The sequence below is a fragment of the Burkholderia sp. FW306-1C-G01B genome (assembly GCF_058781685.1).
In genome coordinates, this window is sequence record NZ_JBYSWZ010000022.1 from 13,704 (window position 1) to 40,009 (window position 26,306).

Annotated in this window: 31 protein-coding genes and 2 tRNA genes; 24 read left to right on the plus strand and 9 right to left on the minus strand. The window is 65.9% G+C overall.

The window, feature by feature from the left end:
- Positions 1-5: 5 nt before the first annotated feature.
- On the minus strand, positions 6-551 hold the full coding sequence (locus AC3WLY_RS32415) for an NUDIX hydrolase (protein ID WP_021161562.1): 546 nt from the start codon (positions 549-551) through the stop codon (positions 6-8).
- 181 nt (positions 552-732) lie between these two features.
- Positions 733-809, minus strand: a tRNA-Met gene (locus AC3WLY_RS32420).
- A 197-nt stretch (positions 810-1,006) separates the two neighbouring features.
- Here AC3WLY_RS32420 and AC3WLY_RS32425 point away from each other — a divergent pair.
- Genes AC3WLY_RS32425 through AC3WLY_RS32435 form a run of 3 tightly spaced genes read left to right on the plus strand, consistent with a single transcriptional unit; the run spans position 1,007 to position 3,032 of the window.
- On the plus strand, positions 1,007-1,504 hold the full coding sequence (locus AC3WLY_RS32425) for a heme-degrading domain-containing protein (RefSeq protein WP_034184078.1): 498 nt from the start codon (positions 1,007-1,009) through the stop codon (positions 1,502-1,504).
- Positions 1,505-1,507: 3 nt separating this feature from the next.
- On the plus strand, positions 1,508-1,846 hold the full coding sequence (locus AC3WLY_RS32430; protein WP_175961519.1) for a DMT family transporter: 339 nt from the start codon (positions 1,508-1,510) through the stop codon (positions 1,844-1,846).
- Between the two features lie 31 nt (positions 1,847-1,877).
- Complete coding sequence (locus tag AC3WLY_RS32435; RefSeq protein ID WP_492309089.1) at positions 1,878-3,032, plus strand: enoyl-CoA hydratase/isomerase family protein; 1,155 nt, start codon at positions 1,878-1,880, stop codon at positions 3,030-3,032.
- Between the two features lie 108 nt (positions 3,033-3,140).
- Here AC3WLY_RS32435 and AC3WLY_RS32440 read toward each other — a convergent pair whose 3' ends face one another.
- Positions 3,141-3,569 (minus strand): hypothetical protein, encoded by a 429-nt coding sequence (locus AC3WLY_RS32440; RefSeq protein ID WP_111017165.1) that lies wholly within the window; start codon positions 3,567-3,569, stop codon positions 3,141-3,143.
- 340 nt (positions 3,570-3,909) lie between these two features.
- Between AC3WLY_RS32440 and ssuD the strand changes: the two genes are divergently transcribed.
- From ssuD to AC3WLY_RS32485, 9 genes are all read left to right on the plus strand, one after another.
- Positions 3,910-5,067, plus strand: coding sequence for an FMNH2-dependent alkanesulfonate monooxygenase (gene ssuD / locus AC3WLY_RS32445; protein WP_072441762.1), 1,158 nt, complete (start codon positions 3,910-3,912; stop codon positions 5,065-5,067).
- 17 nt (positions 5,068-5,084) lie between these two features.
- The gene (ssuC, locus tag AC3WLY_RS32450) at positions 5,085-5,897 is read left to right on the plus strand and encodes an aliphatic sulfonate ABC transporter permease SsuC (RefSeq protein ID WP_152861527.1); all 813 of its coding nucleotides are present in this window, start codon (positions 5,085-5,087) and stop codon (positions 5,895-5,897) included.
- Entirely contained in the window at positions 5,894-6,853 is a 960-nt protein-coding gene (locus tag AC3WLY_RS32455) for an ATP-binding cassette domain-containing protein (RefSeq protein WP_492309088.1), read from the plus strand. The genes ssuC and AC3WLY_RS32455 overlap by 4 nt, the downstream gene beginning before the upstream one ends.
- Positions 6,854-6,909: 56 nt before the next feature.
- Entirely contained in the window at positions 6,910-7,125 is a 216-nt protein-coding gene (locus tag AC3WLY_RS32460) for a TOBE domain-containing protein (RefSeq protein WP_006400187.1), read from the plus strand.
- Between the two features lie 143 nt (positions 7,126-7,268).
- Positions 7,269-7,466, plus strand: coding sequence for a hypothetical protein (locus tag AC3WLY_RS32465; protein ID WP_011351863.1), 198 nt, complete (start codon positions 7,269-7,271; stop codon positions 7,464-7,466).
- 55 nt (positions 7,467-7,521) lie between these two features.
- Positions 7,522-7,770 (plus strand): hypothetical protein, encoded by a 249-nt coding sequence (locus AC3WLY_RS32470; RefSeq protein ID WP_072441576.1) that lies wholly within the window; start codon positions 7,522-7,524, stop codon positions 7,768-7,770.
- Between the two features lie 130 nt (positions 7,771-7,900).
- Positions 7,901-8,887 (plus strand): tRNA dihydrouridine(20/20a) synthase DusA, encoded by a 987-nt coding sequence (gene dusA, locus AC3WLY_RS32475; protein WP_492309097.1) that lies wholly within the window; start codon positions 7,901-7,903, stop codon positions 8,885-8,887.
- A 56-nt stretch (positions 8,888-8,943) separates the two neighbouring features.
- Positions 8,944-9,019, plus strand: a tRNA-His gene (locus AC3WLY_RS32480).
- Between the two features lie 1,319 nt (positions 9,020-10,338).
- On the plus strand, positions 10,339-10,854 hold the full coding sequence (locus AC3WLY_RS32485) for a GNAT family N-acetyltransferase (RefSeq protein ID WP_175961514.1): 516 nt from the start codon (positions 10,339-10,341) through the stop codon (positions 10,852-10,854).
- A gap of 75 nt (positions 10,855-10,929) precedes the next feature.
- On the opposite strand, the gene AC3WLY_RS32490 is transcribed toward AC3WLY_RS32485, so the two are convergent.
- Positions 10,930-11,394 (minus strand): plasmid fertility inhibition factor family protein, encoded by a 465-nt coding sequence (locus AC3WLY_RS32490; RefSeq protein WP_175961513.1) that lies wholly within the window; start codon positions 11,392-11,394, stop codon positions 10,930-10,932.
- 313 nt (positions 11,395-11,707) lie between these two features.
- Here AC3WLY_RS32490 and AC3WLY_RS32495 point away from each other — a divergent pair, with 313 nt between their 5' ends.
- On the plus strand, positions 11,708-12,103 hold the full coding sequence (locus AC3WLY_RS32495) for a hypothetical protein (protein ID WP_310143722.1): 396 nt from the start codon (positions 11,708-11,710) through the stop codon (positions 12,101-12,103).
- Between the two features lie 206 nt (positions 12,104-12,309).
- Positions 12,310-12,672: a hypothetical protein gene (locus AC3WLY_RS32500; RefSeq protein WP_175961511.1), complete on the plus strand. Its 363-nt coding sequence runs from the start codon at positions 12,310-12,312 to the stop codon at positions 12,670-12,672.
- 131 nt (positions 12,673-12,803) lie between these two features.
- Here AC3WLY_RS32500 and AC3WLY_RS32505 read toward each other — a convergent pair whose 3' ends face one another.
- The gene (locus AC3WLY_RS32505) at positions 12,804-13,550 is read right to left on the minus strand and encodes a DUF695 domain-containing protein (protein WP_492309087.1); all 747 of its coding nucleotides are present in this window, start codon (positions 13,548-13,550) and stop codon (positions 12,804-12,806) included.
- A gap of 198 nt (positions 13,551-13,748) precedes the next feature.
- Between AC3WLY_RS32505 and AC3WLY_RS32510 the strand changes: the two genes are divergently transcribed.
- From AC3WLY_RS32510 to AC3WLY_RS32530, 5 genes are all read left to right on the plus strand, one after another.
- Entirely contained in the window at positions 13,749-14,057 is a 309-nt protein-coding gene (locus AC3WLY_RS32510; protein ID WP_072441557.1) for a phosphatidylserine/phosphatidylglycerophosphate/cardiolipin synthase, read from the plus strand.
- Positions 14,058-14,261: 204 nt separating this feature from the next.
- Positions 14,262-14,495, plus strand: a complete 234-nt coding sequence (locus tag AC3WLY_RS32515; protein ID WP_347880604.1) for a hypothetical protein — start codon at positions 14,262-14,264, stop codon at positions 14,493-14,495.
- A gap of 183 nt (positions 14,496-14,678) precedes the next feature.
- A complete protein-coding gene (locus AC3WLY_RS32520; protein ID WP_492309086.1) occupies positions 14,679-15,218 on the plus strand; it encodes an aspartyl-tRNA synthetase in 540 nt (179 codons plus the stop codon).
- 165 nt (positions 15,219-15,383) lie between these two features.
- Entirely contained in the window at positions 15,384-15,857 is a 474-nt protein-coding gene (locus AC3WLY_RS32525) for a VOC family protein (protein WP_175961508.1), read from the plus strand.
- A 532-nt stretch (positions 15,858-16,389) separates the two neighbouring features.
- Positions 16,390-16,617 (plus strand): hypothetical protein, encoded by a 228-nt coding sequence (locus tag AC3WLY_RS32530; RefSeq protein ID WP_244137324.1) that lies wholly within the window; start codon positions 16,390-16,392, stop codon positions 16,615-16,617.
- 149 nt (positions 16,618-16,766) lie between these two features.
- Here AC3WLY_RS32530 and AC3WLY_RS32535 read toward each other — a convergent pair whose 3' ends face one another.
- On the minus strand, positions 16,767-17,390 hold the full coding sequence (locus AC3WLY_RS32535; protein WP_175961506.1) for a phospholipase D family nuclease: 624 nt from the start codon (positions 17,388-17,390) through the stop codon (positions 16,767-16,769).
- Between the two features lie 330 nt (positions 17,391-17,720).
- Positions 17,721-18,209: a winged helix-turn-helix transcriptional regulator gene (locus tag AC3WLY_RS32540; RefSeq protein ID WP_175961505.1), complete on the minus strand. Its 489-nt coding sequence runs from the start codon at positions 18,207-18,209 to the stop codon at positions 17,721-17,723.
- A 176-nt stretch (positions 18,210-18,385) separates the two neighbouring features.
- Here AC3WLY_RS32540 and AC3WLY_RS32545 point away from each other — a divergent pair, with 176 nt between their 5' ends.
- Positions 18,386-18,823: a PaaI family thioesterase gene (locus tag AC3WLY_RS32545; protein WP_034184101.1), complete on the plus strand. Its 438-nt coding sequence runs from the start codon at positions 18,386-18,388 to the stop codon at positions 18,821-18,823.
- Between the two features lie 184 nt (positions 18,824-19,007).
- Positions 19,008-20,060, plus strand: coding sequence for an NADP(H)-dependent aldo-keto reductase (locus AC3WLY_RS32550; RefSeq protein ID WP_492309085.1), 1,053 nt, complete (start codon positions 19,008-19,010; stop codon positions 20,058-20,060).
- A 77-nt stretch (positions 20,061-20,137) separates the two neighbouring features.
- Here AC3WLY_RS32550 and AC3WLY_RS32555 read toward each other — a convergent pair whose 3' ends face one another.
- The gene (locus AC3WLY_RS32555; RefSeq protein ID WP_492309084.1) at positions 20,138-21,424 is read right to left on the minus strand and encodes an MFS transporter; all 1,287 of its coding nucleotides are present in this window, start codon (positions 21,422-21,424) and stop codon (positions 20,138-20,140) included.
- 35 nt (positions 21,425-21,459) lie between these two features.
- Positions 21,460-22,881, minus strand: a complete 1,422-nt coding sequence (locus AC3WLY_RS32560; RefSeq protein WP_492309083.1) for a M20 family metallopeptidase — start codon at positions 22,879-22,881, stop codon at positions 21,460-21,462.
- A gap of 165 nt (positions 22,882-23,046) precedes the next feature.
- Between AC3WLY_RS32560 and AC3WLY_RS32565 the strand changes: the two genes are divergently transcribed.
- The 3 genes from AC3WLY_RS32565 to AC3WLY_RS32575 all read left to right on the plus strand — a co-directional run bounded on the left by AC3WLY_RS32565 (position 23,047) and on the right by AC3WLY_RS32575 (position 26,247).
- Positions 23,047-24,000: a LysR family transcriptional regulator gene (locus AC3WLY_RS32565; RefSeq protein WP_492309082.1), complete on the plus strand. Its 954-nt coding sequence runs from the start codon at positions 23,047-23,049 to the stop codon at positions 23,998-24,000.
- A gap of 64 nt (positions 24,001-24,064) precedes the next feature.
- Positions 24,065-25,192 carry a tRNA 2-selenouridine(34) synthase MnmH gene (mnmH, locus tag AC3WLY_RS32570; RefSeq protein ID WP_175961500.1) on the plus strand — a complete coding sequence of 376 codons (1,128 nt, stop codon included), beginning with the start codon at positions 24,065-24,067 and terminating at the stop codon, positions 25,190-25,192.
- A complete protein-coding gene (locus tag AC3WLY_RS32575) occupies positions 25,189-26,247 on the plus strand; it encodes a permease (RefSeq protein WP_175961499.1) in 1,059 nt (352 codons plus the stop codon). Before mnmH ends, AC3WLY_RS32575 begins: the two co-directional genes overlap by 4 nt.
- The last annotated feature ends 59 nt before the right edge of the window (positions 26,248-26,306 follow it).

Sequence of the window (26,306 nt, forward strand, 5' to 3'; positions counted from 1 at the left end):
CGAGCTCAGCCGTTGCGCAGCGAGCGGAAGATATCGCCGGTGTGCACGCCGTAGTCGCCGGCGGCGCGATCGGCGAAGAAGAATCGCAGGGTCTGGCTGACGGTCGGGAACGCGATTTCGTCCCACGGGATGTCGGCTTCGTCGAACAGCTTCACTTCGAGGCTTTCCTCGCCGGCTTCGAAACCCGGATCGGTGAGCCGCGCGAGGTAGAACAGGTGGACCTGGTGCACGTGCGGCACGTTGAGCAGCGTGAACAGGTTCTGTACCTCGACGCGCGCGCCGGCTTCCTCGAGCGTTTCGCGCGCGGCGGCTTCGGCCGTCGTCTCGCCCATTTCCATGAAGCCCGCGGGCAGCGTCCAGAATCCGTAGCGCGGTTCGATCGCGCGGCGGCACAGCAGGATCTGGTCGCCCCAGACCGGGACCGTGCCGACGACGTTGCGCGGATTCTGGTAATGGATCGTGCCGCAGTGATCGCAGACGAAGCGCTCGCGGTTGTCGCCCGGAGGAATGCGCGCGATGACTTCGTGACCGCAGACGGAGCAGAATTTCATGTCGAGTGGAAGGGACGAGGTGATGCGAGTGTATCACCGGGGCGCGGCATTCTCGAACGCCTGCACATGCGGGCGGCGTGCCGTGCGAAGCGGCATGCGTGCGCGAAGAGGGTGTGGGGATCGGCTACGGAAAAACAAAAAGCCCGGCGCTGGGCCGGGCTTTTTGCATGAATCTGGACGTTGGTTGCGGGGGTAGGATTTGAACCTACGACCTTCGGGTTATGAGCCCGACGAGCTGCCAGACTGCTCCACCCCGCGTCCGTCGAAGAAATGAATTATAAGGAGTTACCCGAGCGCGTGCAAGCACTTTCTGACAATCGCGTGTCGCGTCTCGTGGGGACGGTACGGTGGGCGCGTGCGCTAGAATCGAGCGGTTTGTTTCGTCTCTTCGGTAGCGGCGCCGTGCGCGATCGCATTGGCACCGCTGCGGCTCACCTTATTGCATCGACGGATTCATGGACATCGCTCACGATCTTCAATCGATCGGCGCGCAGGAACAGGCGCTCGTGTTTCCCCATTTCGACCCGGCCCGCGCGTGGGCGCTCGGCAACCGGATGCATGCGCTCGCGACGTCGCGCGGCCATGCCATCGCGATCGACATCGTCACGTTCGGCCAGCCGCTGTTCTATGCGGCACTCGCCGGTGCTACCCCCGACAACGCCGACTGGGTGCGCCGCAAGCGCAACGTCGTTGCGCATTTCCGGCGCAGCTCGTATGCGATCGGCCTGCGCATGCAGCAGGCCGGCGCGACGCTGGCGGACAAGCACGGGTTGCCGATCGCCGAATATTCGCCGCACGGCGGTTCGTTTCCGCTGACCGTCGCGGGTGCCGGCGTGATCGGCTCGATCACCGCGTCGGGGCTGCCGCAGCGCGCGGACCACGAATTCGTCGTCGAGGCGCTGTGTGCCGAGCTCGGCCAGGACTACGCCGTGCTGGCCCTCGCAAGGAGCTGAGCGATGCAGCTTCCCGGATACGCATGGCTCGCGATCGCGATCGTCGCGGAAGTGGTCGGCACGTCCGCGCTGCGCGCGGCGGACGGCTTCACGCGCTTCTGGCCGTCGGCGCTCGTCGTCGCCGGTTACGGCATCGCGTTCTACTGTCTGTCGCTGACGCTGCGTACGATGCCCGTCGGCATCATCTATGCAGTCTGGTCGGGCGCCGGCATCGTGCTGATCACGCTCGTCGCGATGCTGCTCTATCGTCAGGTGCCGGACGTGCCGGCGGTGATCGGCCTAGGGCTGATCATCTCGGGCGTCGTGGTGCTGAACCTGTTCTCGAAGATGCAGTCGCACTGAACGTGCGACTGCCATTTGCCGGATGGCCCTCATGACCGATTCCACTTCCGCCGCCGTTTCCGCCGAATCCGCCCAGCCCGACGTGCGCGCCTATGTCGCGAACCGCATCGGTTTTCTCGAACTGAACCGGCCGAAGGCATTGAACGCATTGTCGGGCGGCATGATCCGGCTGATGCAGCAGGCGCTCGACGCGTGGCGCGACGATCCGGAGGTGGTTGCGGTCGTCGTGCACAGTCCGCATCCGCGCGCGTTCTGCGCGGGCGGCGACGTGCGCTTTTTCCACGACGCATGGCAGCGCGGCGACCGCGATGCGATCGACGCGTTCTTCATCGACGAATACACGCTGAACCATACGATTTTCACCTATCCGAAGCCTTATATCGCGCTGATGCACGGCGTCGTGATGGGCGGCGGCATGGGTATTTCGCAGGCGGCGCGGCATACGGGCGGCCTGCGCGTCGTGACCGATTCGACGAAGATGGCGATGCCCGAAACGCGCATCGGCCTGTTCCCGGACGTCGGGATGAGCTGGTTTCTCGCGCGCGCGCCCGGTGCGATCGGTCGTTATCTCGCCGTGACGGGCGCGACGCTCGACGCGGCCGGTGCGCTGTACGCGCGGCTCGCCGACGTCTATCTGCCCGATGCCGCGTTGCCGACGCTGCTCGATACGCTGCGCAGCGCGCGCATCGACAGCGGTGCGCAGGCCGTCGCCTGTGTGGCCGACGCGGCTGCCGCGCACAAGGTCGTGCCGACGCCGGACACGTCGGCGCTGGCCGATGCGCGCGCCGGGATCGACCGCCATTTCGCGCGGCCCGACATCAACGCAATCCTCGCGTCGCTCGATGCCGAGCCGGATTGCGCGGCCGTCGACGGGTGGGTCGAGAAGGCGACCCACGCGATGCGAGGCCAGCTGTCGCCGCTGTCGATGGCTGTGTCGCTCGAAGTCGTCGAACGCGCACGCGGTGCGACGATGGCCGATTGCCTGCGGCGCGATCTCGATCTCACGCGCTCGACGTTCGCGCGCGGCGACGTGATCGAAGGCGTGCGCGCACTGATCGTCGACAAGGATCACCAGCCGGCCTGGCGCTTCAAGTCGGCCGCGGACATCGATCGGGCCGAGGTGCTCGCGATGTTCGACAGCCCGTGGACGCCCGACACGCATCCGCTGCGGAACCTGAACGACTGACTCGCGCGCGAGACAGAAACGAAAAGGCCGCCTGCACATGCAGGCGGCCTTTTCGTTTATTGACCGTCGATCGCTCTGCGGTCGACGGGCGCGGAGACCGGGCCCGCGTTACTCGTTGCCCGCGTCGTCCGACATGAACGCGCGCATGAACACGAGCGCGCCGAAGCCCCACACCGCGTTCGCCGCGAAGCCGGCCGCGAGCACGGGCATCATGTTGCCCGACGGCCAGATGCCGCGCAGCGGATCGATCGCGAACACGCGTGCTGCAGTCAGCACGATGCCGCCGAACATGAGTGCGCCGATCCACGACGCCTCGCGTTCCGGCGACACGCGCAACAGCCATGCCATCGGGATCGCGCAGCACGCGCTGATCAGCGCGTTCGCGACAAATTCAGGAATGCCGAGCGGCGCGAACGGCTGCGTGGAGAAGCCGGCCGCGGCGATCAGGTCCGCTGTGTGAAGGAGGGCGAGCGTGGCCTCGCGGAAGAACAGGGCGGCAAGGAAGCCGGACAGGAACGGCAGGATGACTTTCTGCATCGATGAGTGCACCGCAGGCACGCACGGCCGGGGCCGTGCGCGCGGAGTTATTCGGATAGGTACGCCATTATAGGGCCCGGTCGCCGCGATATTCGCTCCAGCGTCGTGCTAATCACGAAAGCGGAAAACCTAAGCTCAAAAAAATCGTTCCAAAGCCCTGCCCCGATCCCTAGACTGATTTCCCAGAAACAGCCGTGCAATCGCGTATTTGCCCGCTGCACGGCCTGACCGGCGAACCATCCCGATTCGAACGCACACCATGCATGCGTCGCTCGTCCGCGACGCGAGCAGGGCGACGTTTTTTCAAATTTCGGCAAGAACAGTCAAGCAGGAGCAGCAGATGAATGTGTTCTGGTTTATCCCCACGCATGGCGACAGCCGCTACCTCGGCACGGCCGAAGGCGCACGCGCCGCGGATTACGATTATTTCAAGCAGGTCGCCGTCGCGGCGGACACGCTTGGGTACGAAGGCGTGCTGCTGCCGACCGGTCGTTCCTGCGAGGATGCATGGGTCGTTGCGTCGAGCCTCATTCCGGCGACGCAGCGCCTGAAGTTCCTGGTTGCAATCCGTCCCGGTATCGCGTCGCCGGGGCTGTCGGCGCGCATGGCCGCGACGTTCGACCGCCTGTCGGGCGGCCGCCTGCTGATCAACGTCGTGACGGGCGGCGATGCGGCCGAACTCGAAGGCGATGGCCTGTTCGCCGATCACGATACGCGTTACGAGATCACCGACGACTTCCTGAACATCTGGCGCGGGTTGCTTGCCGCGTCGCACGACAACGGCGGCTTCGACTACATCGGCAAGCACTTGCAGTCGAAGGGCGGCAAGGCGCTTTATCCGCCCGTGCAGCGTCCGCATCCGCCGCTGTGGTTCGGCGGCTCGTCGCCGGCCGCGCACGCGATTGCCGCCGATCATATCGATACCTATCTGACCTGGGGCGAGCCGCCCGAGGCGGTCGCGAAGAAGATCGCCGACATCCGTGCCCGCGCGGAGGCGCGCGGCCGCAAGATCAAGTTCGGCATTCGCCTGCACGTGATCGTGCGCGAGACCGAGGACGAAGCATGGCGTGATGCCGAGCGCCTGATCAGCCGCCTCGACGACGACACGATCGCGCGTGCGCAGAAGGCGTTCGCGAACATGGACTCGGAAGGTCAGCGCCGGATGGCCGCGCTGCACGGCGGCAAGCGTGGCGGTCGCGAGGCGCTCGAGGTGTATCCGAACCTGTGGGCCGGCGTCGGCCTCGTGCGCGGCGGCGCGGGCACCGCGCTCGTCGGCAATCCCGAGCAGGTCGCCGAGCGCATGCGCGAATACGCGGACCTCGGCATCGAGACGTTCATCCTGTCCGGCTACCCGCACCTCGAGGAGTCGTATCGCTTTGCCGAACTCGTGTTCCCGCTGATCAAGGGCAAGGGCGCGCAGCGGCCGGCCGGCCCGCTGTCGGGGCCGTTCGGCGAGATCGTCGGCAACAACTATCTGCCGAAGGCAAGCCAGAGCTGAGCGAGGAGAGGCCTGCGATGACAACGAAAACGTCGACGACGGGTGCCGCCGTGGCCGCCCGCGCATGGCGCGGCGTTGCGCCGTGGCTCGTGCCCCTCGCGCTGCTGGTTGTGTGGGAAGCCGGCGCGCGCACCGGCTGGCTGTCGACCCGCGTGCTGCCCGAGCCGGTTGCGGTCGTGCGGGCGGCGTGGTCGCTCGTGACGTCGGGCGAAATGTGGGCGAACGTGAAGGTGAGCACGTGGCGCGCGCTGTTCGGTTTTGCGATCGGCGGCGGCGTCGGTCTCGCGCTGGGGCTCGCAACCGGCCTGTCGAAGGCTGCCGAGGTCGCGCTCGATTCGACGATCCAGATGATCCGCAACATCCCGGCGCTCGCGATGATTCCGCTCGTGATCCTGTGGTTCGGCATCGACGAGAAGGCGAAGCTGTTCCTCGTCGCGCTCGGCGTGTTCTTCCCGGTCTACATCAACACGTATCACGGGATCCGCTCGGTCGACGCGAACCTGATCGAAATGGCGAAGAGTTACGGCGTGCGTGGCTTCGCGCTGTACCGCGACGTGATCCTGCCCGGTGCGTTGCCGTCGATCCTCGTCGGCGTGCGTTTCGCGCTCGGGCTGATGTGGGTGATGCTGATCGTCGCGGAGACCATCTCCGCGCAGTCGGGCATCGGCTACATGACGATGAATGCGCGTGAATTCCTGCAAACCGATGTGGTGGTGGTCGGCATCCTGCTGTACGCGGTGCTCGGCAAGCTGGCCGATGTGCTGGCGAAATGGCTCGAGCGCGTGACGCTGCGCTGGCACCCCGCTTACCAATCAGGAGCAAAGGCATGAATGCGACGACTTCGGCGGCCGCCTACGGCCCGCTCGCCGGCGCAGACCTCGAGGCCGAGCTCGCGCAGGCACGCGTCGCGGACGGCGATGCGCGCGACGCGGCGATTCTCGATCGTGACGGCAGCGCATCGGTCGTTTCGCTTGCGCGGCGGCGCGCGGGAAGCCCGGCACCCGACGACGCGGTGACGCTGTCGGGCGTCAGCAAGCGCTTCGGCGCGCGCACCGTGCTCGACAACGTCGAACTCGGCATCGCGCGCGGCAGCTTCGTCGCGATCGTCGGCCGCAGCGGCTGCGGCAAGTCGACGCTGCTGCGTCTCGTCGCGGGACTCGAGCAGCCGAGCAGCGGCGCGCTCGTGACGCGCGGCGACGGCGGCGGTGCGCTCGATACGCGGATCATGTACCAGGATGCGCGCCTGCTGCCGTGGAAGACCGTGCTGCAGAACGTGATGCTCGGCCTCGGGCGCGGCGCGCGCGACGACGCGCGCGCGGTGCTCGATGAAGTCGGCCTGCTGGAGCGGGCGAACGACTGGCCCGCGCAACTGTCGGGCGGCCAGCGGCAGCGTGTGGCACTGGCGCGCGCACTCGTGCACCGGCCGCAACTGCTGCTGCTCGACGAACCGCTCGGCGCACTCGACGCGCTGACCCGCATCGAGATGCATGCGCTGATCGAGCGCTTGTGGCGCGAGCATCGGTTCACCGCGCTGCTCGTCACGCACGACGTGCAGGAGGCTGTCGCGCTCGGCGACCGCATCCTGCTCATCGAGCAGGGGCGTGTGGCGCTCGACCAGCCCGTACCGCTCGACCGGCCGCGTGCTCGCGCATCGGCGGCGTTTGCGGCGCTGGAAGACCGCGTGCTGAAGCGCGTGCTCGCCGGCGGGCCAGGCGCGGCCGAACCGGGCGCGGTGCATGAAGCAGACAACGTTCGACCGGTCGGGCAGATCCGCTGGGCCGTTTAAATCCGGGCGGCTCCGGCCGCCCGTTCTGAGACTTTTTCTTCGGAGCGATCAACCCGATGAGCATCACTGCAATCAACGTGCGTAACCAGTTCAAAGGCAAGGTGAAGGAGATCATTCGCGGTCCGGTGGTGTCCGAGGTCGACGTCGAGACGCCGTTCGGCATCGTCACGTCGGTGATCACGACCCGCTCGGTCGACGAGCTCGAACTGAAGGTCGGCGCGGAAGTCGTCGCACTGGTGAAGTCGACCGAAGTATCGATCGCGCGTCTCTGAGCGCGCGCTTCCTGCGCCGGTGCGGCGCCGACGGGCCGCCTGCCCGTTGGCGTCGTCCGGCATTCCCGCAGCGCGTTTGCCTCGGTATTCGGCGTCCGGACGAAGTGTTAGGATGGAACGACACCGATGCCGGAGGGCAACGCATGACCCCCATCCTTTCCCCCGAAGCCATCGAGGCGCTGAAGTGGATCGACCAGTTCGGCGAAAGCCGGCCGGTTCCTGCCGCGTTTGGCGACGTCGTCTATGCGTTGCTGAACGAGGGGCTGATCTATCAGGCGGCGGCCGACCGCGTCGACCTGACGGCCGACGGCAAATCCTTTTTGTCCGACGAATACGACTGAGCGCGCGGCGCCGGCTGCATGGGCGGCCAGGCGCCGCGTCGCCACGGAGCGTGCGATGGAACCGAGAGGCAGCGACCTCGGCGATTTCAGCGAGCCGTACCGCGGCTTCGAGATCGAGGTGAAGACCGAGCAGGTCTGGGACGGCGAGCATGCGCACTACCGCGTGCTGCAGGGCGACGCCGTGCGGATCGACTGGCGGCTCGTCAAGGTCGACGGGTTGCTGCTGACCGAACGGCGCGTGATCGAGCGCGTGCTCGACGAGGCGCGAAGGGCGGTCGATGCGGAACTTGGCGAGGGCGACTAGCGCGGGCGCCGGGCAGGTGCGGCCCATGTTGCGGTAAAATGTTCGGTTGTTTCCGCGCCGCCTGGCTTGTTGCCCGAATTCCATGTCCGTACCGTCCTCGCTTCCTCCCCGCCGCGTATCCGTCGCGCCGATGCTCGACTGGACCGATCGCCATTGCCGGTCGTTCCACCGTACGCTGACGCGCGATACGTGGCTGTATACGGAGATGATCACGACGGGTGCGCTGCTGTTCGGCGATGCCCAGCGGCATCTCGCGTTCACGCCGAACGAATCGCCGGTCGCGCTGCAGCTTGGCGGCAGCGAACGCGACGATCTCGCGCGCGCCGCGAAGCTCGGCGAGCAGTGGGGCTACGACGAAATCAACCTGAATTGCGGATGTCCGTCCGAGCGCGTGCAGCGCGGCGCGTTCGGCGCGTGCCTGATGAACGAGCCGCAGCTCGTCGCCGACTGCGTGAAGGCAATGAGCGATGCGGTGTCGGTGCCGGTTACGGTCAAGCACCGGATCGGTGTGGACGCGGTCGAGGATTACGCGTTCGTGCGCGACTTCGTCGGCACGGTCGCCGAGGCCGGCTGCGAAACGTTCGTCGTGCATGCGCGCAACGCGATCCTGAAGGGGCTGTCGCCGAAGGAGAATCGCGAGATCCCGCCGCTCAAGTACGACTATGCGTATCAGTTGAAGCGCGATTTTCCGTCGCTGGAGATCGTCATCAACGGTGGCATCAAGACGCTGGACGAAGTCGCGCAGCATCTCGAGCATGTCGATGGCGTGATGCTCGGCCGCGAGGCGTACCACAACCCGTACGTGCTCGCGGAGGTCGATGCGCGCTTCTACGGATCGACGGGTGCGATACCGACGCGCGAAGAAGCGGAAGCGCAATTGGTCGAATACTGCGCGGCCGAGCTGAAGCGCGGGACCTACCTCGGCGCGATCGTGCGGCATGCGCTCGGGCTGTATCGCGGCGTGCCCGGCGCACGCGGCTGGCGTCGCGTGCTGTCCGACAACAAGAAGCTCGCGCGCGGCGATCTGGCCGTGTTCGACGAGGCGCGCGCGCATCTGAACGAAGCCGAAGAATTTTTTGAAAAAAAGGCTTTGCAAGATTCAAAAGACTTCGTATAATCTTGCTTCTTCGCTGCTGAAACAAAAACAGCGAAGAGCAGAAAGCAGTATCAGTGGTGGCTGTAGCTCAGTTGGTAGAGTCCAGGATTGTGATTCCTGTCGTCGTGGGTTCGAGTCCCATCAGCCACCCCAAAATTCTCAAACAAAACAGGCGCTTAGGCGCCTGTTTTGCTTTGCGCGGGACAACTCGGGGAACAGCATCGATTCGAGTCTCGCCATCGCCAGAGCGTTCTGCTCGCCATTCATCCGTTTCGCGTAAGTCGTCCGGAACATCTCGATGTCGTGTCCGAGCTGTTTCGCGCAAAAGGCATGGGGTCATGCCGGCCATCAGCATTGCTGTCGCGTAGCGATGTCGCAGGTTGTACGGGCTGCGATAGCGAATTCCGAGTCGTTTCAGGATTGTCGTCCAGAAGCATTCGCCGGAATGCTTGTTCGTCTTCCCATCAAGTTCCGTACCGCGGGCCGTGGAAAATTGCGGCGGCAGATATCTGCGTGAATGAGCGTTGCACGTGCCTTCGTCGATAGGAGCGAATCGAAATTCAATAGTGTTTTTTGAGTGAATCCTTCACGAGCAGGCAATTTTTGTAGCTTCCAACCATTCTGCAATATCTTCGTCTTCTTCTGGCTGCGTGAGGGGGATGAGACCTTCGGCTGTGGCGAGGTCACTGATCGAAGTTAAAGGGAGTCCCTTATCCTTGAGCCATATCTCCGGCAGACCACGACGTGGTCCGGGGCGACGGTAATACGAGACCATGCATGCGGCCGCATACCAGCACGCCATATCTCCATGTGGTTGCAGGCCTTCGTTTCCCTTCTCAGCATCAGCCACGTGCCATCGGAATTTTTTCGTTGACCGACGAGAGGCACATCCAATATCCGGTAGTTCGGCCGGTTCATTTGCAGTCTCCGGAGTGATGCTATCCGCTGAAGAATAGGAGATTTGCAACGGGAAGCAATGGCGGCGCCTTGGTGAGCGATGCAGAGTATTCAGCGATCTGGGCACCTCTCAGGTAGCGACGTTACGTGCAGCAGCCCGTTTCGACCGCGATCCGTTCGTGGGGCTAAGGTTTGCACGCGCCGTGCCGTTATCTTTTCGGGACAGCCCTCGTGCCTCGGATGCTGATCCGTTTTCTTGCCTGCTCGCGCTTCGCGTGAGCAGGCTTTTTTCGTTTACGGCGACGGAAACCGGAAATTTGGCGGAATAGCGCAGGGATTTGGCACGAACCGACAAAGCGCAACAGTCTTGCATGCGTGTAATGTGTCGTCTTCCTCGTGCCCTCATGCCTTGCAGGGCCGTTCGATCCCGGCGACCAGTGAAGGCGTCGGGATTTTTTTTGCCTGCACGCAGATGTCCCGGCGGCGAACCGTCACGGCATGCATGTTTCAAAGAACGGTATATTTTGCGACGAGACATTCCGATCAAGAGAACAAGCAGAAGGAGTTGCCAACCGATGCCGGAAACCCGGACCACGCTTCGCGCCGCGACAGCGCACGACGCGCCCCTCATCGCTCGCCTGCACACCCTGAGTTGGCAAACCGCATACAGCCATATCCTTCCGGCGGCCTATCTGTCCGACGAGGTGCCGACGGAACATGCGGTCCGGTGGCGGAAATATCTCGATCGCAATGAAAAAGAGTGGGGCCTCGTGCTGATTGCGGAGTCGGATGGCGAGCCTGTCGGCTTCGTCAGTGCCGAACGCCCGGTCGATCCGGCGCGCGGAGTGCTGCTCGACTGCCTGCACGTCCATCCTTCGCATCACGGCAACGGTACGGGCAAACGCATGATCGAAGCCGTTCGCGCGTGGGCCCGGACGATCGGCGTGGACAAGGTCCATCTGTCGGTGCTGGAAGGCAACGTGCGCGCGATCGGCTTCTATGAGCACAACGGCTGGCAATTGGCGGGTATCGAAACGAGCCGGATCGGCCAGACGGAGGTCACCGATCGGATCTACGCGATACAGGCCTAGCGGCTTGCCGCGATCCGAACGAACGGCTGCACGATATGCAGCCATTCCCGGGCGAAAGCCGAACTTGCTCGTCTGTTACTCGCCGCAATATCGCACGAGCAAATCGGCCTCCGTCTCGTGCACCTCGACGGGCAGGGTCGTCGCGCCGGCATAGGCAAGATAGCGTGCGCGATGCTGGCCGTTGCGGAACGACGCGACGCCGACTTTCGACAGGCCGGGGATGCCGAGCAGCGTTCGCGTTCTTGTCTCGCGAAACGTGATGAACGGCATCTCCGGAATCTTGTCCTGGTCCGGATCGAGGAATTCGCGAATACCCGCGGCTTTTCCGGGAGCCCAGTACTGAACCGACGGCAGCACATAGTCGGTGGTGTCGCGGTCGGCGCATGTCAGCAGTTTCGTCAGGTCGATCGTCACGACCCGGTGTCGCGAGTCGTCGGACGGGAATACCCGCTTGAGGTGCGTATACGCATAGGGGGCATGCCCGGGAAGCTGGATAATCCAGACATCTACGCCATTCAGTTGTGCGCGGGCGAGCGTCATTATTTCCTCTGGTGGCGCAAGCGGTCTTCGTGGCCGGAGTTTAGCAGCGCGATTACGACAGCGGTGCAGGTCGATACCCGGAATAGGAAAACGGAACGATTCGCAGCGGAACCGGATGTGCAGAAGGCACGATTCGCAAAGCGGATGCGGTCATGCGTCGGCGGTCGAAATCGACAGGTCGTGGGAATATCGCGATACTTCCAGCGGAAAGGACGCGCCGCGCGAAATTCACGCATGCTTCATACGGCGTCGCGAAGCCGGGCAGGCGCGGATCGTCAAAAGAACAGAGAGGGCAGATTGACCGGAGAAAACCATGTCGTCGAAACTTGAAATCGAATATCTCGATTACTGTTTCACGGCGACGCTCGAAATCAGGGAGTCCGGTCGGACGGGCGTTGTCGACCGGAAACTGGAATCCGATTCGCGAAGCAAGACGCTCGCGTGGATCGTGTTCGACCGCTTTCTCGAGCGGAATGACTTCGCCGATGAAGAGGATGCGCGTGCAAATATCGTCGACTGGCTGGAGCGGCTTGCCGACCCGAGGTCCGGCGCGTCGGTCGAAATTGCGAAGGCAAACGCGGTTGCCGCCGGGGCGGCGTCAACAGGTTCATCGACTGCCGAAATCGTCGGCGAAACGGTCATTGAAATCGTCAGCGATGTCGACTGGATCGATATGGTAGCCGACTGGTTTTCCAGCAACTCGCCGTAATGACGAAACCGGGTTTTCCTGCCGCTGGTTATTGCGTTCGGGAAACATGGTTTCACGAAAATCGGTGCGAGAAAATGAAGCCGAAATCACGGCTCTCGAGAAAATAGAATAATCCTGCTTTGACATCACCCGCGACTTACCGGAAACTGGGCTGCTTCTGAAAAACGTCCGCTTGAACTAAAACAAAATAGAACTCCAAACATGGAATGAAGAATGCTGCCGACGGCTGGCGCGATCGTTGCCGCCGCCGGTCGCAGGTCTTGCGCTCGGACCGCGACGCCACGCGGCATGCGGACCTGCCTGACGCCGCCACCTTGTCGACAAAGGGTGAGTTGCCGCACAGACCGTCGCGCGGCCCGCGATCACAATTTGGCCGGTTGACCGTTCTTCCCCGGCCCGGTCAACTGTTTCCCCGCTCGCTCGCGCAGGAGCGGGGGCTTTTTGCCCGCCCGACGCCGGAGAGCTGCGTCGGCGGAATCGGACAGGCGTTCGGCAGGCTGCGCAATCGAACCAGGCGCACCTCGATATCCGTTCGCCTGATCCGCACGAATCGCTTTCCTCGTGCCTGAGCGAACCCTCAGGCCCATCGCCGGTTTCGGCCGGCGATGCCTTGATCCCGGCAGCGCGCAGCAACGCTGCCGGGAATTTTTTGCACCTGACGCGTAGCGTCACGTCGTACGCAGCGGGTATGTCGACCCGCTCAATCAGCCTGTTCGACGCTGGTTTCCCATCCGTCGTATTCCCCTCCGAGCGAACGCACCTCGCGATTGATCGCGATCGTATTGCGCGTGATGTCGGCCAGCGCCATCGTGCCTTCGTGCGAAAACCGCACGGCCGACTTGCCGTCTTCCGTCGGCGCGACCGATTCGACCGGATAGCCTTTCGCTTCGGCCCAGTCCGCGAACTGGTGTGCGTCGCTCGGGTCCGGGAAGTACGCCCAGTGCATCACGCGCCGGCTCACGTCGCTGGCGTCGCCTTTCTGCCGCAGCGCATCCAGCACGCGCATGTCGCGCATGATCTGCCAGTCGTCGTCGTCGGTCGGGTAAAGGGTCTGCCAGTACGCTTCCTTGTCCGGATCGTCCTGGTGTGCGTACTGCAGCGCGTAGGTTGTCTGTTCGGCCAGCGAGTCGACGAGTTCCGCCGCCGCCTCTTCGTCGAACGGCACGTAGAAAAGGAAATCCCGGTTGCCGTCGACGGTGATGCGGCCGACCTGCACGCCGCCTTTCGCGGTGATCGTGGCGTCCAGCAGATCCTCGATCTTCGCGAGATCGGCGAACTCGTCGCCGGTCGGCAGGCCTTCGGGCGTCGGGTGCGCGAAGGGGACGCGCACGCTGAGCAGCGACGTGCGCGGATCGCCCTCCGCGATTTCCGCAAAGCTGTGGTTGAAGCTGATGAAAGCCTGATGGTCGCCCATTCTGGCAGGGAAGGTTCCCCAGGCGTCGGTCATGTGTTTCTCCCGTACACGATTGTCTGTTGACGGTTTCAAAGCGTCCCAATGTATCATCGAAAATCGCGTTTGCCGGAGAGGTGCGCGTGATGGCAGCCCCGCGGGTAACGTATGCGAGATCCGGGGCTGCCCGTGATCCTGCGCATTTGCGTGACGGGCCGCAAAAGCGGACCGCAAAAAAATTCGAAGGAGATTCCGATGTCGATGTTTGCGGTGAATGGTGTCCGAATCGATCCGCTCAGCGCGCGCGTGACGCACGTGCGCTGGGCGGCCGTGAATCCGGCCGACCGGTCGTGGGCGGCGACGCCGAGCGAGGCGCCGGTGGCGGAAGTGGCGCGCGCACTCGCGTCCGGCAACGATGTCCGCGCGATCTTCTCGGCATCGGATGCCACCGCGATCGGGCCCAGGCTGAAACGCGTGCTGTATCGCGATGCGTCTGAAGGCATCGAACTCGACATCGATGCGACGAGCGAGTCGCGCACGTTGCGGGATCTTCCGCAGATCTGACCGGAACGACGCGTGCCGGCGGTAGCGGGCGCCGCCGCATTGATTGCGGCACCCGGCCGAAAGGCCGCCCACACAACGTCGAACGCGAGGAGTAGTATCGAACAACCGTCGTACTGCATTGCCGATCGCGCCGCGCGGTTTGACGGGCCGCGCGATGTGCGGCGGGCCGGCACCAAAGCGAATGGCGCAAACGCGCACGAGACCATGTCCAGACCTGTCATCGCCCCGTTGGCATCCGCGCTTTGTCTGGCGCTCGCTGCCTGCCAGACCGCGTCCAGGCCGACGCCTGTGCAGCCGTCGCCCGAGACCGCAGCCGTTCCGGCGGCGTCGCCGGCAGCGCCGATTCGCGGTATCGGCCTGGCGCCTCAGCTGGCAGGGCAAAGTCACTGGGCTGTCGGTCAATGCACGACCAACGGCACCGTCAAGGTGTGCAATTGACCGGTGCCGACTGAACGGTGCCTGTTCCCTGCGAACGAAAGATTGTTGGTGCGCGGAAACGCACGACGTTCTCGACCGCAACGATTTCCCATCGCCAATCCCTGTTTTCCGGTTCGTTCGCGGAGCCTTGATATGGCGCCCGATCTCGATGTGCCGATTGCCGCCGATGCGAGTAATTGAACGATGAACGACGAACGCGAAACGAACGATTCCGACCTGCACGTCGATCCCGTCGCGGGAACGGTCATCGGCCAGTTGCCGGTAACGCTGGCGGTCGACGGCCGGAGCCTGAAAAGAAGGGCAATCGCGTGCGCGGTGCTGGCCGCGGCGAGCCTATGCGGTTATGCGGCCGCCCCGACGCTCTGGCCCGTCGCGGCGCTGGCCGTGCTGCTGGCGCTGGCGGGTGTCGCCTTCTTCGTCTCGTCGCGACGCAAGATGGCGCTGCATGTCGACGAAACGGGTTTCAGGCTGATCGGCTCCGCACGCGAAAAGCCCGTCACGCAATGGCGCGACGTCACCGAGTTCCGGATCATCCGCGTCTCCGGGAATCGTTACATCGGCTACCAGTTCTCGGCGCATTCGTCGCGCACCAAGGTGCCGGGCGGCGTGATGCTGCCGATCGCCCGGTTTGCCGATTTTCCGCTCGACGCGGTGGCCGGGTTGCTGGAAGCGTGTCGCCGGCAGTTTGGCGGGCAGGACGACCGGGCCGACCGAGCGGGCTGATTGCGCCCGATGAGCGTGACCTGAACGACCCGGCACTCAAGAAAACAAAAAATGTCGGGTGCCGTGTCGATTTCCGTCGGGTTCGTCCGTCGTGGTATCGGAGGCGTGCGCATTGCGCGTTCGTCCCGTTTCCCGATACGACAACCGACTGAAGGAGCGACACCCATGTCCACGTCCGTCAAACCGATCCCGGAAGGGATGCGCACGCTGACGCCGCACCTGATCTGCGCCGGCGCAGCCGCAGCCATCGACTTCTACAAGCGCGCATTCGATGCGAGCGAGCAGTTTCGCCTGCCGATGCCTGACGGCAGGCTCGCGCACGCGTGCCTCGCGATTGGCGATTCGACACTGATGCTGGTGGATGAAATGCCCGAGCACGGCGCGCTTGGGCCGAAGGCGCTGAAAGGCACTGCCGTCTGCCTGCATCTGTACGTGCCGGATACCGATGCGGCGATCGCGAAGGCTGTCGCGGCCGGCGCGACGGTGACGATTCCGGCCGCCGACATGTTCTGGGGCGATCGCTATGGACAGGTCGAGGATCCGTTCGGGCATCGCTGGTCGCTCGCGACGCATCAGCGCGACCTGACGCCCGAGCAGATCGCGGAGGCGATGGCCAGCGCACCGCCGTGCGGAAGCTGACGCGGCTAAATAACCTCGGTTGAACGACGGGGCGGCGGCATGCGCCTGTCCGGTTCGCCCGCGCTCAGGCGCCGGCCGTCTTGCCGTGCTGCTTGTGCTCGTACATCCGGTGGTCGGCCGATGCGAGCAGGTCGGCCACCGCGCGATGGGCGCGCGGAATCGCAGGCGGCGTGGCCGACGCTGAGCCGGATCGCGTAGCCGCGCGCGTCGGCGCATGTTGCGCAACGCAAGCGCTTGCGCCACGCGTTCGACCGGCTCGGCGACGTCGGCCGGTTTCGGTGCGATTTGCGTGGGCTTGTCCTTTGTCTCGCCGGTCATCGGATCGTATGCGCATGATTCGGCGCGTCGCCAGGCCGCAGGCCGCGCGACGGGCGTTTTCGGCTCCGCACGGATCGATGAAGATGCGGCGAGAAGCGGGTGGCATGGGCCAGCGTTGTGTCCCGATGCGGAATCGGCTGCGCGATGCCTCAAGGTGCTCGTCGCGGTGCCGTAAACAGGACGAGTCCAATCGTTCATCGCATCCTATCGCACCATGGTTCGAATCCTGTACGCGGGGTATCTCGCGTTTGCGCTGTATCTCCTTTACCCGATGGTTCAGAACACGCTGACATTCAGCACGGATTGCGTGCGCAACGCGCTGCCCGGCGGCGCCCGCGGTTTGTCGACGTCGGCGGCAAGCGGCGTGGACGGGCACGCGAACCGCTGTGTGCCGACCACGCAGGTTGGTGCCGCGACCGCGCGGTTGCCTGAAATCCATTGAGCGCGGCGGACCGTCGCGCGTATCGTTCGATGCGCGATGCGGCGTGCTGGCCATTCGGCCGAATTGATACCCGCGCCGCGCTCGACGATCATCGGTAACGCGGCGGATCGAATGCGACGTGTCGAGCGCCGTGCGAAAGCGCGGCGTGGTCAGTAGCTGGAGCGGTACGGCGTGCCCTGGTCGAAGCGGCTTTGCCAGTGCGTGAGGTAGCGTGACGCGAGTTGCGGATTGTTCCACACCACGACGACGTTCTCGGAATTGCGGCTGGACGCCGACGCACTGTAGTTGAACGAACCGGTCTCGACGTGCTCGGCGTCGATCACGAGGTATTTGTCGTGATGGATCGCATAGGCGTCGATCGTGCGCGTCGGGATGCCTGCGTTGACGAGCAGGTTCAGTGCCTGCTTGCTGCTCTTCGCGCGATTGCCCTTGTCGTCGACGACCACGGCGACATTGACGCCGCGTCGCTTTGCAGCGAGCAGCGCGCGCGTGACGGGCGGCGACGTGAACGAATACGCGGCGACGCGAATCGAGCTGCGCGCGGCGCCGATCGCTTTCAGCACGAGTGCCTCGGCGCCGCCGTCGGGCGAGAACGCCGATTCGACAACCTGTGTCGCGGGTGCTTCGTGGGTAGGCGCCGGCAGCCATCGCGACACAAGGTCGATCGCCTGCTGAAGCAGCGATTCACTTTGCGTCTTGCCGAAGGCGGCGAACGGTGTGGCGAGCAGGGAAGCGGCGAGGCAGGCAGCGGCGAGGCGATTGCGCGACAACATCTTGGACAGCGAACAATTTCGAGACAGCGGGCCGTGAGTGTAACGCAGACGCGGCGGCGCGGTCACGCGCGGATGCGAATGAATTGCCCGCGCGGTGATCGCTGGCGGCGGAGGCGATGACGCAAAGTTGCGTTGCGTGGCAACTGCACGCGCGATCAGGTCGATCGATGGATGTCGCTGACGACGGCGTGCGATTGCGCGTGCCGTTGCGGGACATCGGCGTGCAGGCAAGGCTCGCGTGCAGGCGAGCGGGCTCGGTGCGGCCCGTGACGGAAGCACGCGTGCAAAACGCGGCTCGTGTGCATCAGGCAGGCATGCGCATGCCGCGCGTCAATCCTCGACCGTCGGCGCCCCGGTTTCGTCGGGCGCGATCCATCCGGGCCCGGGCTCCGGCTGCACGTCGCGTGCGTCGAGCGGTTCGCCGCAGGCCGAGCACACGGTAACCGCATGCATCAACTGGCCGCAGGTACGGTGACGCAACTGCACCGGCGGCCCCTGGCCGTCGTCCTTCCAGCGGTCGCCCCACGCCATCAGCGCGAGCAGGGCCGGGTACAGGTCGAGGCCTTTTCCCGTCAGCCGGTATTCGAAGCGCGGCGGGCGCTCCTGATACGCGCGCTTGACCAGCACACCTTCGTCGACGAGCCGTGCGAGGCGTTCGGCCAGTACATGGCGCGTGAGGCCAAGCTGTGCCTGGAACGCGTCGAAGCGGCGGCAGCCGAGGAACGCGTTGCGGAGGATCAGCATGGTCCAGCGGTCGCCGAGTACGGCGAGCGTGCGCGCGACCGAGCAGTTCAGCGTGCCGATGTCATCCCATTTCATCGTCGAGTCTCTTGCGTCTTGCGGCGGTTCAGCGAAATAGCGGGTTCGATTATAGAACCCGCCTTCGGTTGCAACGGGCGCGGCTGCGTTGACAACGGCCGGCATCGTTGACAATAATGAGTTCCTATTTAGAACTTACTCGCGCGGAGACGCGCTTTCAACCCGGAGACAACCCGATGAATCCGCTTTCCCTGTCTGGTCTCGATCTGCTGCGTGCCGCGGTGGTGGGCGATGTTCCGCTTGCGTCGATTTCGGAGACGATCCCGATGCGTCCGCTGGACGTCGAACTCGGCTATGTGAAATTTTCGGCGCGGGCGGATGGTCGGCACCTGAATCCGCTGGGCGGCGTGCACGGCGGGTTCGCCGCGACGGTGCTCGATTCGGTCACGGGTTGCGCGGTGCATTCGATGCTCGACGCGGGTGTCGGCTACGGCACGGTCGATCTGCATGTGAAGATGCTGCGGCCCGTGCCGCGCGACGTCGACCTGATCGCGGAAGGGCGCGTGATTCACCTGTCGCGTTCGCTGGGCGTCGCGGAGGGCACGCTGAAGACGCCGGACGACAAGATCGTCGCGCATGCGTCGGCGACCTGCTTCATTCAGCGGCCTCAGTAACGAACGGCGGCAGGCGGAGCCGGCTGCGGGAGGATGCTGCGGACGTGCGACGCAGGTTGCAAGGCCGTTGCCCGCGCATTCATGGCAGAGCCGAAGGCCGCCTGTAAGCGCACGCGGCGCACGTCTGAAGCGATCGCTTCAATGTGATAGCGTTTCTGCTTTCCACCGACGCGACAGGAACAGCATGGAATACCGAACACTCGGCGATTCGGGCATCGAGGTCAGCCTGGTCGGTCTCGGCACGATGACGTGGGGCGAACAGAATTCGGAGCGCGACGCGCACGAGCAGATCGACTACGCGATCGGGCAGGGCGTGACGCTGATCGATGCCGCGGAGATGTATCCGGTGCCGCCGAAGCCCGACACGCAAGGGCGCACCGAGCAGTACATCGGCACCTGGCTCGCGCAGCATCGCGCGCAGCGCGACCGGATCGTGCTCGCGACGAAGATCGCGGGCCCGGCACGGCAGCCGCACAACCCGCGCCATATTCGTGGCGAAGGCAACCAGTTCGACCGCAAGAACCTGACCGAGGCGCTCGACGGCAGCCTCAAGCGACTGCAGACCGACTATGTCGATCTCTACCAGCTGCACTGGCCCGATCGCAGCACGACGACGTTTGGCCGGCCCGCGTATCCGTGGGTCGACGACGCGTATACGGTGCCGATCGACGAAACCCTCGGCGTACTCGCGGAATTCGTGAAAGCCGGCAAGGTGCGCGCGATCGGCGTGTCGAACGAAACGCCGTGGGGCGTCGCGCAGTTCCTGCGTGCGGCCGAGAAGCTCGGGCTGCCGCGCATCGCGAGCATCCAGAATCCGTACAGCCTGCTGAACCGCACGTTCGAGAACGGGCTGTCGGAATTCACGCATCGCGACGGCGTCGGCCTGCTCGCGTATTCGCCGCTCGCATTCGGCTGGCTGTCCGGCAAGTACGAGAACGGCGCGCGCCCGGCCGGCGCGCGCATCACGCTGTTCGAGCGCTTCCAGCGCTACAGCAAGCCGCAGGCCGTCGCGGCGACGTCCCGGTACGTCGCGCTCGCGAAGCGCCACGGGCTGTCGCCCGCGCAGTTCGCGCTTGCATTCGTCAACAGCCGGCCGTTCGTGCGCAGCAACCTGGTCGGCGCGACGTCGCTCGAGCAGTTGAAGGAGAACATCGGCAGCATCGACGTGAAGCTGTCCGACGAGATCCTCGCCGAGATCGACGCGCTGCACGAACTGCAGCCGAACCCGGCGCCGTAAACGGCGTGCGGCCCGCGCGGCAGCGATGCCGCGACGGGCCGCAGCGGCGGCGCATCGGCGCGCCGTCGCCGGTTGCGTTACCGCATCTTGAGCCGCGTGCGCGCGGCGAACAGCGCGGCAAGGCTCAGCAGTGCGCAGCCCATCAGGTAGAACGCCGGCGACAGCCGGTTGCCGGTCGTGCTGATCAGCCAGGTGATGACGAACGGCGCGAAGCCGCCGAACAGCGTGACGCCCGTGTTGTAGCTGACCGCGAGGCCCGTCGCGCGCGTCTGCGACGGAAACAGCTCGGCCATCAGCGCCGGCAGCGCCCCGCAGTACATCGCTTTCATCGCACCGATCCAGACCAGTGCGGCGAGCATCGTCGCGAACGACGCGTGGCGCGTGAGCCACGCGAACGTCGGCCACACGGTGACGAGCATCAGGACAGCCGCGACCGCCATCATGCGGATCCGCCCGGTGCGATCGGACAGATGGCCGACGACCGGCGTGACGAGCGTCAGCACGAAGCCGGTCGCGAGCGTCGCCGCGAAGCCCGTCGATGCGGGCAGCCCGAGCTGCTTGATCGCGTAGGTCGGCATGTACAACACCATGTAGTTGATCGCGGTCGAGATCACCAGCGCGCCGATCGACAACATCAGCCGCAACTTCTGGTCCGCAAACAGCTCGCGCACCGGCGCTTCGGAGCGTGCCTGCGTCTTGAACTCGACACCTTCGTCGACGTAGCGGCGAATGTACAGCCCGACCGGGCCGATCGCGAGACCGAACAGGAACGGCACGCGCCAGCCCCAGCTTTCGAGTTGCGCGGTTGTCAGCGTGGACGTCAGCAGCGCGCCGAAGCCCGATGCGAGCAGCGTCGCGAGGCCCTGGCTCGCGAACTGCCAGCTCGACATGAAACCGCGCCGCTGCGGTGCGTGCTCGACGAGGAACGCAGTCGAACTCGCGAATTCGCCGCCCGCGGAAAAGCCCTGCATCAGCCGCGACAGCATGATCCCGAGCGGCGCGAGAATGCCGATCGATGCGTAGGTCGGCATCAGCGCGATCAGCAGCGTGCCGGCCATCATCATCGCGATCGACAGCAGCAGCGACGCCTTGCGGCCCGCACGGTCAGCGTACGCGCCGAGCACGAAGCCGCCGATCGGCCGGATCAGGTAGGACAGCCCGAACGTGCCGAGCGTCAGCATCAGCGAGGTCGCTTCGCTCGTCGCGGGGAAGAACAGCTTGGCGATCGTCACCGCGAAGAAGCCGTAGACGATCAGGTCGAACCATTCGAGCGCGTTGCCGATCGACGCCGCGAAGATGATGCGCCGGATCTTCGCGGCGCTGGGGCGGGCGGCTTCCTGCGAGGTCAGGGTAGTCGTATTCATCGTGTGTGCAGGTCCCGAGAAAGGGGCGAAGCGCGTTACAGGGTGGCGCCGGCCGCGGCGGGCGCCGCGCGGCGAACGGGCGGTGCATCGTCGCCGAGATCCCAGAAGAGGCCGGCCATCATCTGCAGCCCCTCGCTGACGACGCTCGCGAGCAGGTGCTCGTCGGGCGCATGCTGCGAGCACGCCGGGTACGAGTGCGGCACCCACAGCGTCGGCAGCCCGAGCGTGTCGGCGAACACTTCATTCGGCAGCGTGCCGCCGAGATTCGGCAGGATCGCGGGCTTCTTGCCGGTGGTCCGCGCCAGCGATGCGACGGCCCAGCGGACCCACGGATCGTCCGGTGGCACGCGCGTCGCCGGTGCGCCGCGTTCGATGTCGATCTCGATGTCGCCGAAACCGTGCGCATCGAGGTGCGCGCGCAGGTGCGCATGCAGCGCTTGCCAGTCGGTGCCGACGACGAAGCGCAACTGGCAGTGCGCATACGCGGCGGGCGGGATGGCATTGACGGGGTGCTCGGGGTTGCCGGCCTTGAACGCGAGGATCTCGAACGTGTTCCAGCCGAACACGCGCTCGGCCGCGGACAGGCCGGGCTCGCCCCAATCGGCGTCGAGCGCCGGATCGCCGGGGCCGCCGCCGACGGAAAGGTCGGCGAGCGCAGCGCGCACGGCGGCCGGGATCGGCGGCGGGCGCAGCCCCGCGACGCGAATCGCGCCGCGCGCGTCGACGAGGCTCGCGAGCGCATGCGCGAGCACGATCGCCGGATTGCGCAGCAGCCCGCCCCAGTTGCCGGAGTGGTGCGCGCCGTCGCGGGCGCGCAGGCTCAGCCTGAAGTTGACCGAGCCGCGCGAGCCGAGGAACACGGTCGGGCGCGCGGCGGCGATGCGCGGGCCGTCGGACGCGATCAGCACGTCGGCCGCGAGCGCGTCGCGCTCCTGGCGGCACAGCGCGTCGAGGCCCGGCGAACCCGTTTCCTCGCCCATCTCGATCAGCAGCTTCGCATTGAAACCGAGCCGACCGCCGCGCGCGTCTAGCACGCTCGCCAGCGCGGCCAGGTTGATCGTGTGCTGGCCCTTGTTGTCGGCGCTGCCGCGGCCGTACCAGCGGTCGCCGTCGGCCGTCAGCGTCCACGGCGACAGCGGCGCGCGCCACTGCGCGTCGTAGCCGCGCACGACGTCGCCGTGACCGTAGATCAGCACGGTCGGCAGCGCGTCGTCTTCGTGGCGCGATGCGAGCAGGAACGGGCCGCCGCTGTCGACGGGATTGTCGACGATCCGCGACGTGAAGCCGAGATCGGCGGCTTCCGGCGCGATCTCGTCGGTGAGGTAGGCGCGCAGCGCGGCTTCGGTGCCGCTTTCCTGGCTTTCGGTGCGCAGGCCGACGCGGCGGCTCAGGGTCGCGAAGAACGCACCGGATTCGAACTGGTTCAGCGCGTGCTGGATGGCGGCGGTACGGCTCAAATCGGGTCTCCTCGGTCGGGCTGGCGGCGTGCGCGGATCGCGCGTGCAGCGTGAAGTGCGATCGATTCTAGAAAGCCGTTTTTTTTGTCACAATGATCGAATTTCGAACCTTCCTTTGCCGAAAAGGCAAAGCAGCGCGGCCGAGAACGGCGTGGAGACAGAACGATGGCGGCTTTCCTGCATGGCCTGGCGCTGCGGTATTTCGTCGAGGTGGCGCGCACCGGCTCGATCAGCGACGCGTCCGCGCGGCTGCACGTGGCCGTATCGGCGATCAGCCGCCAGATCGCGAAGCTCGAAAGCGAGCTCGGCGCGCCGCTGTTCGAGCGCCGGCCGCGCGGGATGGCGTTGTCGGAGGCCGGCGAGCGGCTGCTGGCCTTCGCGCAGCGCAGCCTGCTGGAGGCCGAGCATGTGATGAAGGACATCGGCGGGCTCGACGCGCTGCACGGCAGCCTGCTGAAGATCGCGTGCTCGGAGGGGTTCGCGATCGATTTCCTGCCTGGCGCGCTCGCGAGCTTCAAGGCGCGCCACCCGGGCGTCGATTTCTCCGTGTGGGTCGTGTCGCCGGCGGACGCGACGCGGCGTGTGCGCGACGGCGACGTGGACGTCGCGCTGACCTTCAGCCTCGCACCGGAGAAAGGCGTGCGCGTCGAGCACACCGAGCGAGCACCGATCTTCGCGCTGGTGCGGCGCGACCATCCGCTCGCGGCGCGCGCCGCGGTGTCGCTCGCCGATGTCGCGCGGCATCCGCACGTACTGCCCGAGGCGGGCACGACGGTGCGCCAGTTGATCGACATCGCGTGCGCGCTCGACGGGCTGCTGCTCGAGCCCGAACTGACGAGCAACAACACCGCGGCGATGTACGGCTATGCGCGGCGCACGGGCGCGGTGATGTTCACGGGGCTGCTGTCGGTACGCGACCGCTTCGATGCGGACGGCTTCGTCGTCGTGCCCGTGACGAACCCGCAGCTTCGCGAGCGCAGCATCCAGGTGCAGACGATGGCGGGGCGCGATCTGCCCGCGTCGGTACGGGCGTTCCGCGACCATCTGATCGACGCGATGCAGGTCGCATCGTCGCCGTCGGCCGCCGCGCGCGGCCCGAGACGCCGGCCCGTGAGATAATCGTCAATCCGCCTTCCGCGCCCATGCGGCTCACCGAGCCGCATCGCCCCTGTTCGACGCCAAATTGAAGAACCTGATTGTCACCCTCGATCGCGCCGGCGAGTTCGACGAGATCATCGACGTGCGCACGCCGCTCGAGTTCGCCGAGGACCATATTCCCGGCGCGCTGAACGCGCCCGTGCTCAGCAACGAAGAGCGCGTGCTCGTCGGCACGATGTACCGCCAGGTGTCGCCGTACGAGGCGACCCGCGTCGGCGCGGCGATGGTCGCGCGCAACATTGCGCGCCATCTCGACACGACGTTCGCCGACCGTCCGCGCAACTGGCGGCCGCTGATCTATTGCTGGCGCGGCGGCAAGCGCTCCGGCTCGATGACGGCCTGGTTCAACCTGATCGGCTGGCAGGCGCGCCAGCTCGACGGCGGGTACAAGGCGTACCGCCGCTCGGTATGCGCGACGCTCGACACGCTGCCGACGCGCTTTCGCTATATCGCGCTCGTCGGCCACACGGGCTGCGGCAAGACGCGCCTGCTGAACGCGCTGCGCGACGCGGGCGCGCAGACGCTCGATCTCGAGGCGCTCGCGTGCCATCGCGGCTCGCTGCTCGGCGCGCTGCCGGGCACGCCGCAGCCGTCGCAGAAGGGGTTCGATTCGGGGCTCGTCGAAACGCTCGGGCGTTTCGACCCCGAATGGCCGGTGTTCGTCGAGTCGGAAAGCCGCAGGATCGGGCTCGTGCAGTTGCCGATCGCGCTGATCGACGCGTTTCACGCGGGGCCGTGGGTGCAGGTCGAAGCGGCGCACGACGAGCGCATCGCGTTCCTGCTCGACGATTACGGCCACCTGTTCGACGAGCCGGCCGCGTTCAAGGCGCAGCTCCATCGGCTGATCGGCCTGCACAGCCGCGAAGAGGTCGCGCACTGGAACGCGCTGATCGATGCGAACGCGCGGGCCGAACTGTTCACCTTGCTGATCGACAAGCATTACGATCCCGCCTATGCGCGCACCTACCGCGCGGCGTACGGCAAGCCGAACCGGGCGCTGACGTTCGCTTTCCGGCCCAACGCGGCCGACGTGCGCGATCAGGCAAGCGCGCTGCTGGCCCAACTCGCGCAGGCCGGGCTGCCGGCGTCGGCCGCGCTTGCGGCAGGCGCGAAACCCGAAACCGATAAAGACCAATCGACGACTACACGATGACGACCACACGCACCCAACCCAATCCGGCCGTCGGCTGGATGACCTTCCTGCTGATCGCGGTCGCGGGACTGTTCTATGTGAAATGGTTCCCGTACTACAACAAGGCGTTCGTTGCCGCCGAGCACCATTCGATCGGCCAGTCGATCCTGATGGGCACGTCGGCGGCCGCACCCGAGCCGTCGCTGAAGGCTGCGCTCGACTACGCGTGGGCGTACGGCAAGGCGATCTGGCAGGCGATGGTACTGGGCCTGCTGCTCGGTTCGGCCGTGCAGGCGCTGCTGCCCGCGCACTGGGTCGCGCGCGTGCTTGGCCGCACGGGCTTCGGCAGCGTCGCCGCGGGCGGCCTGCTGTCGCTGCCCGGGATGATGTGCACGTGCTGCGCGGCGCCGGTCGTCGCGGGGCTGCGTGCACGGCATGCGTCGCCGGGCGGCGCGGTCGCGTTCTGGCTCGGCAACACGGTGCTGAACCCGGCGGCGCTGGTCTTCATGGGCTTCGTGCTCGGCTGGCACTGGAGCGCGCTGCGCCTCGTGCTCGGCATTGCAATGGTGTTCGGGATCGGTTATCTGCTGAACCGCATCGCTCGCCCTGAAGACCGCAGCATCGACGATGCGCAGCTCGCCGCGCTGGCGGCCGAACAGGCCGCGGCCGGCAATCCGTTCGTCCGCTGGATGAAGCTGCTTGCCCGCATGGCCGTGCGACTCGTGCCCGAATACATCGTGCTCGTGCTGCTGCTCGGCGCCGCGCGCGCATGGCTGTTCCCGCATATCGGCCCGGACATCGGCAATCATCTCGGCTGGATCGTCGCGTTCGCGGTCGCGGGCATGCTGTTCGTGATCCCGACGGCGGGCGAGGTGCCGATCATCCAGGCGATGCTGTCGCTCGGCATGGGCGTCGGCCCGGCCGCTGCGCTGCTGCTGACGCTGCCGCCGATCAGCGTGCCGTCGCTCGCGATGCTCGCGCGTTCGTTCAAGCCCTACATGCTGGCGATCGTCGCGACCCTCGTCGTCGTGTTCGGGATCGTGAGCGGCTTGCTCGCGATCGCGTTCGGGTTCTGACGCGCGCGAGCGGCGCGCCGGGCGGGCGCGATCGTCGTATTCATCCGGCGCCGCGGCTT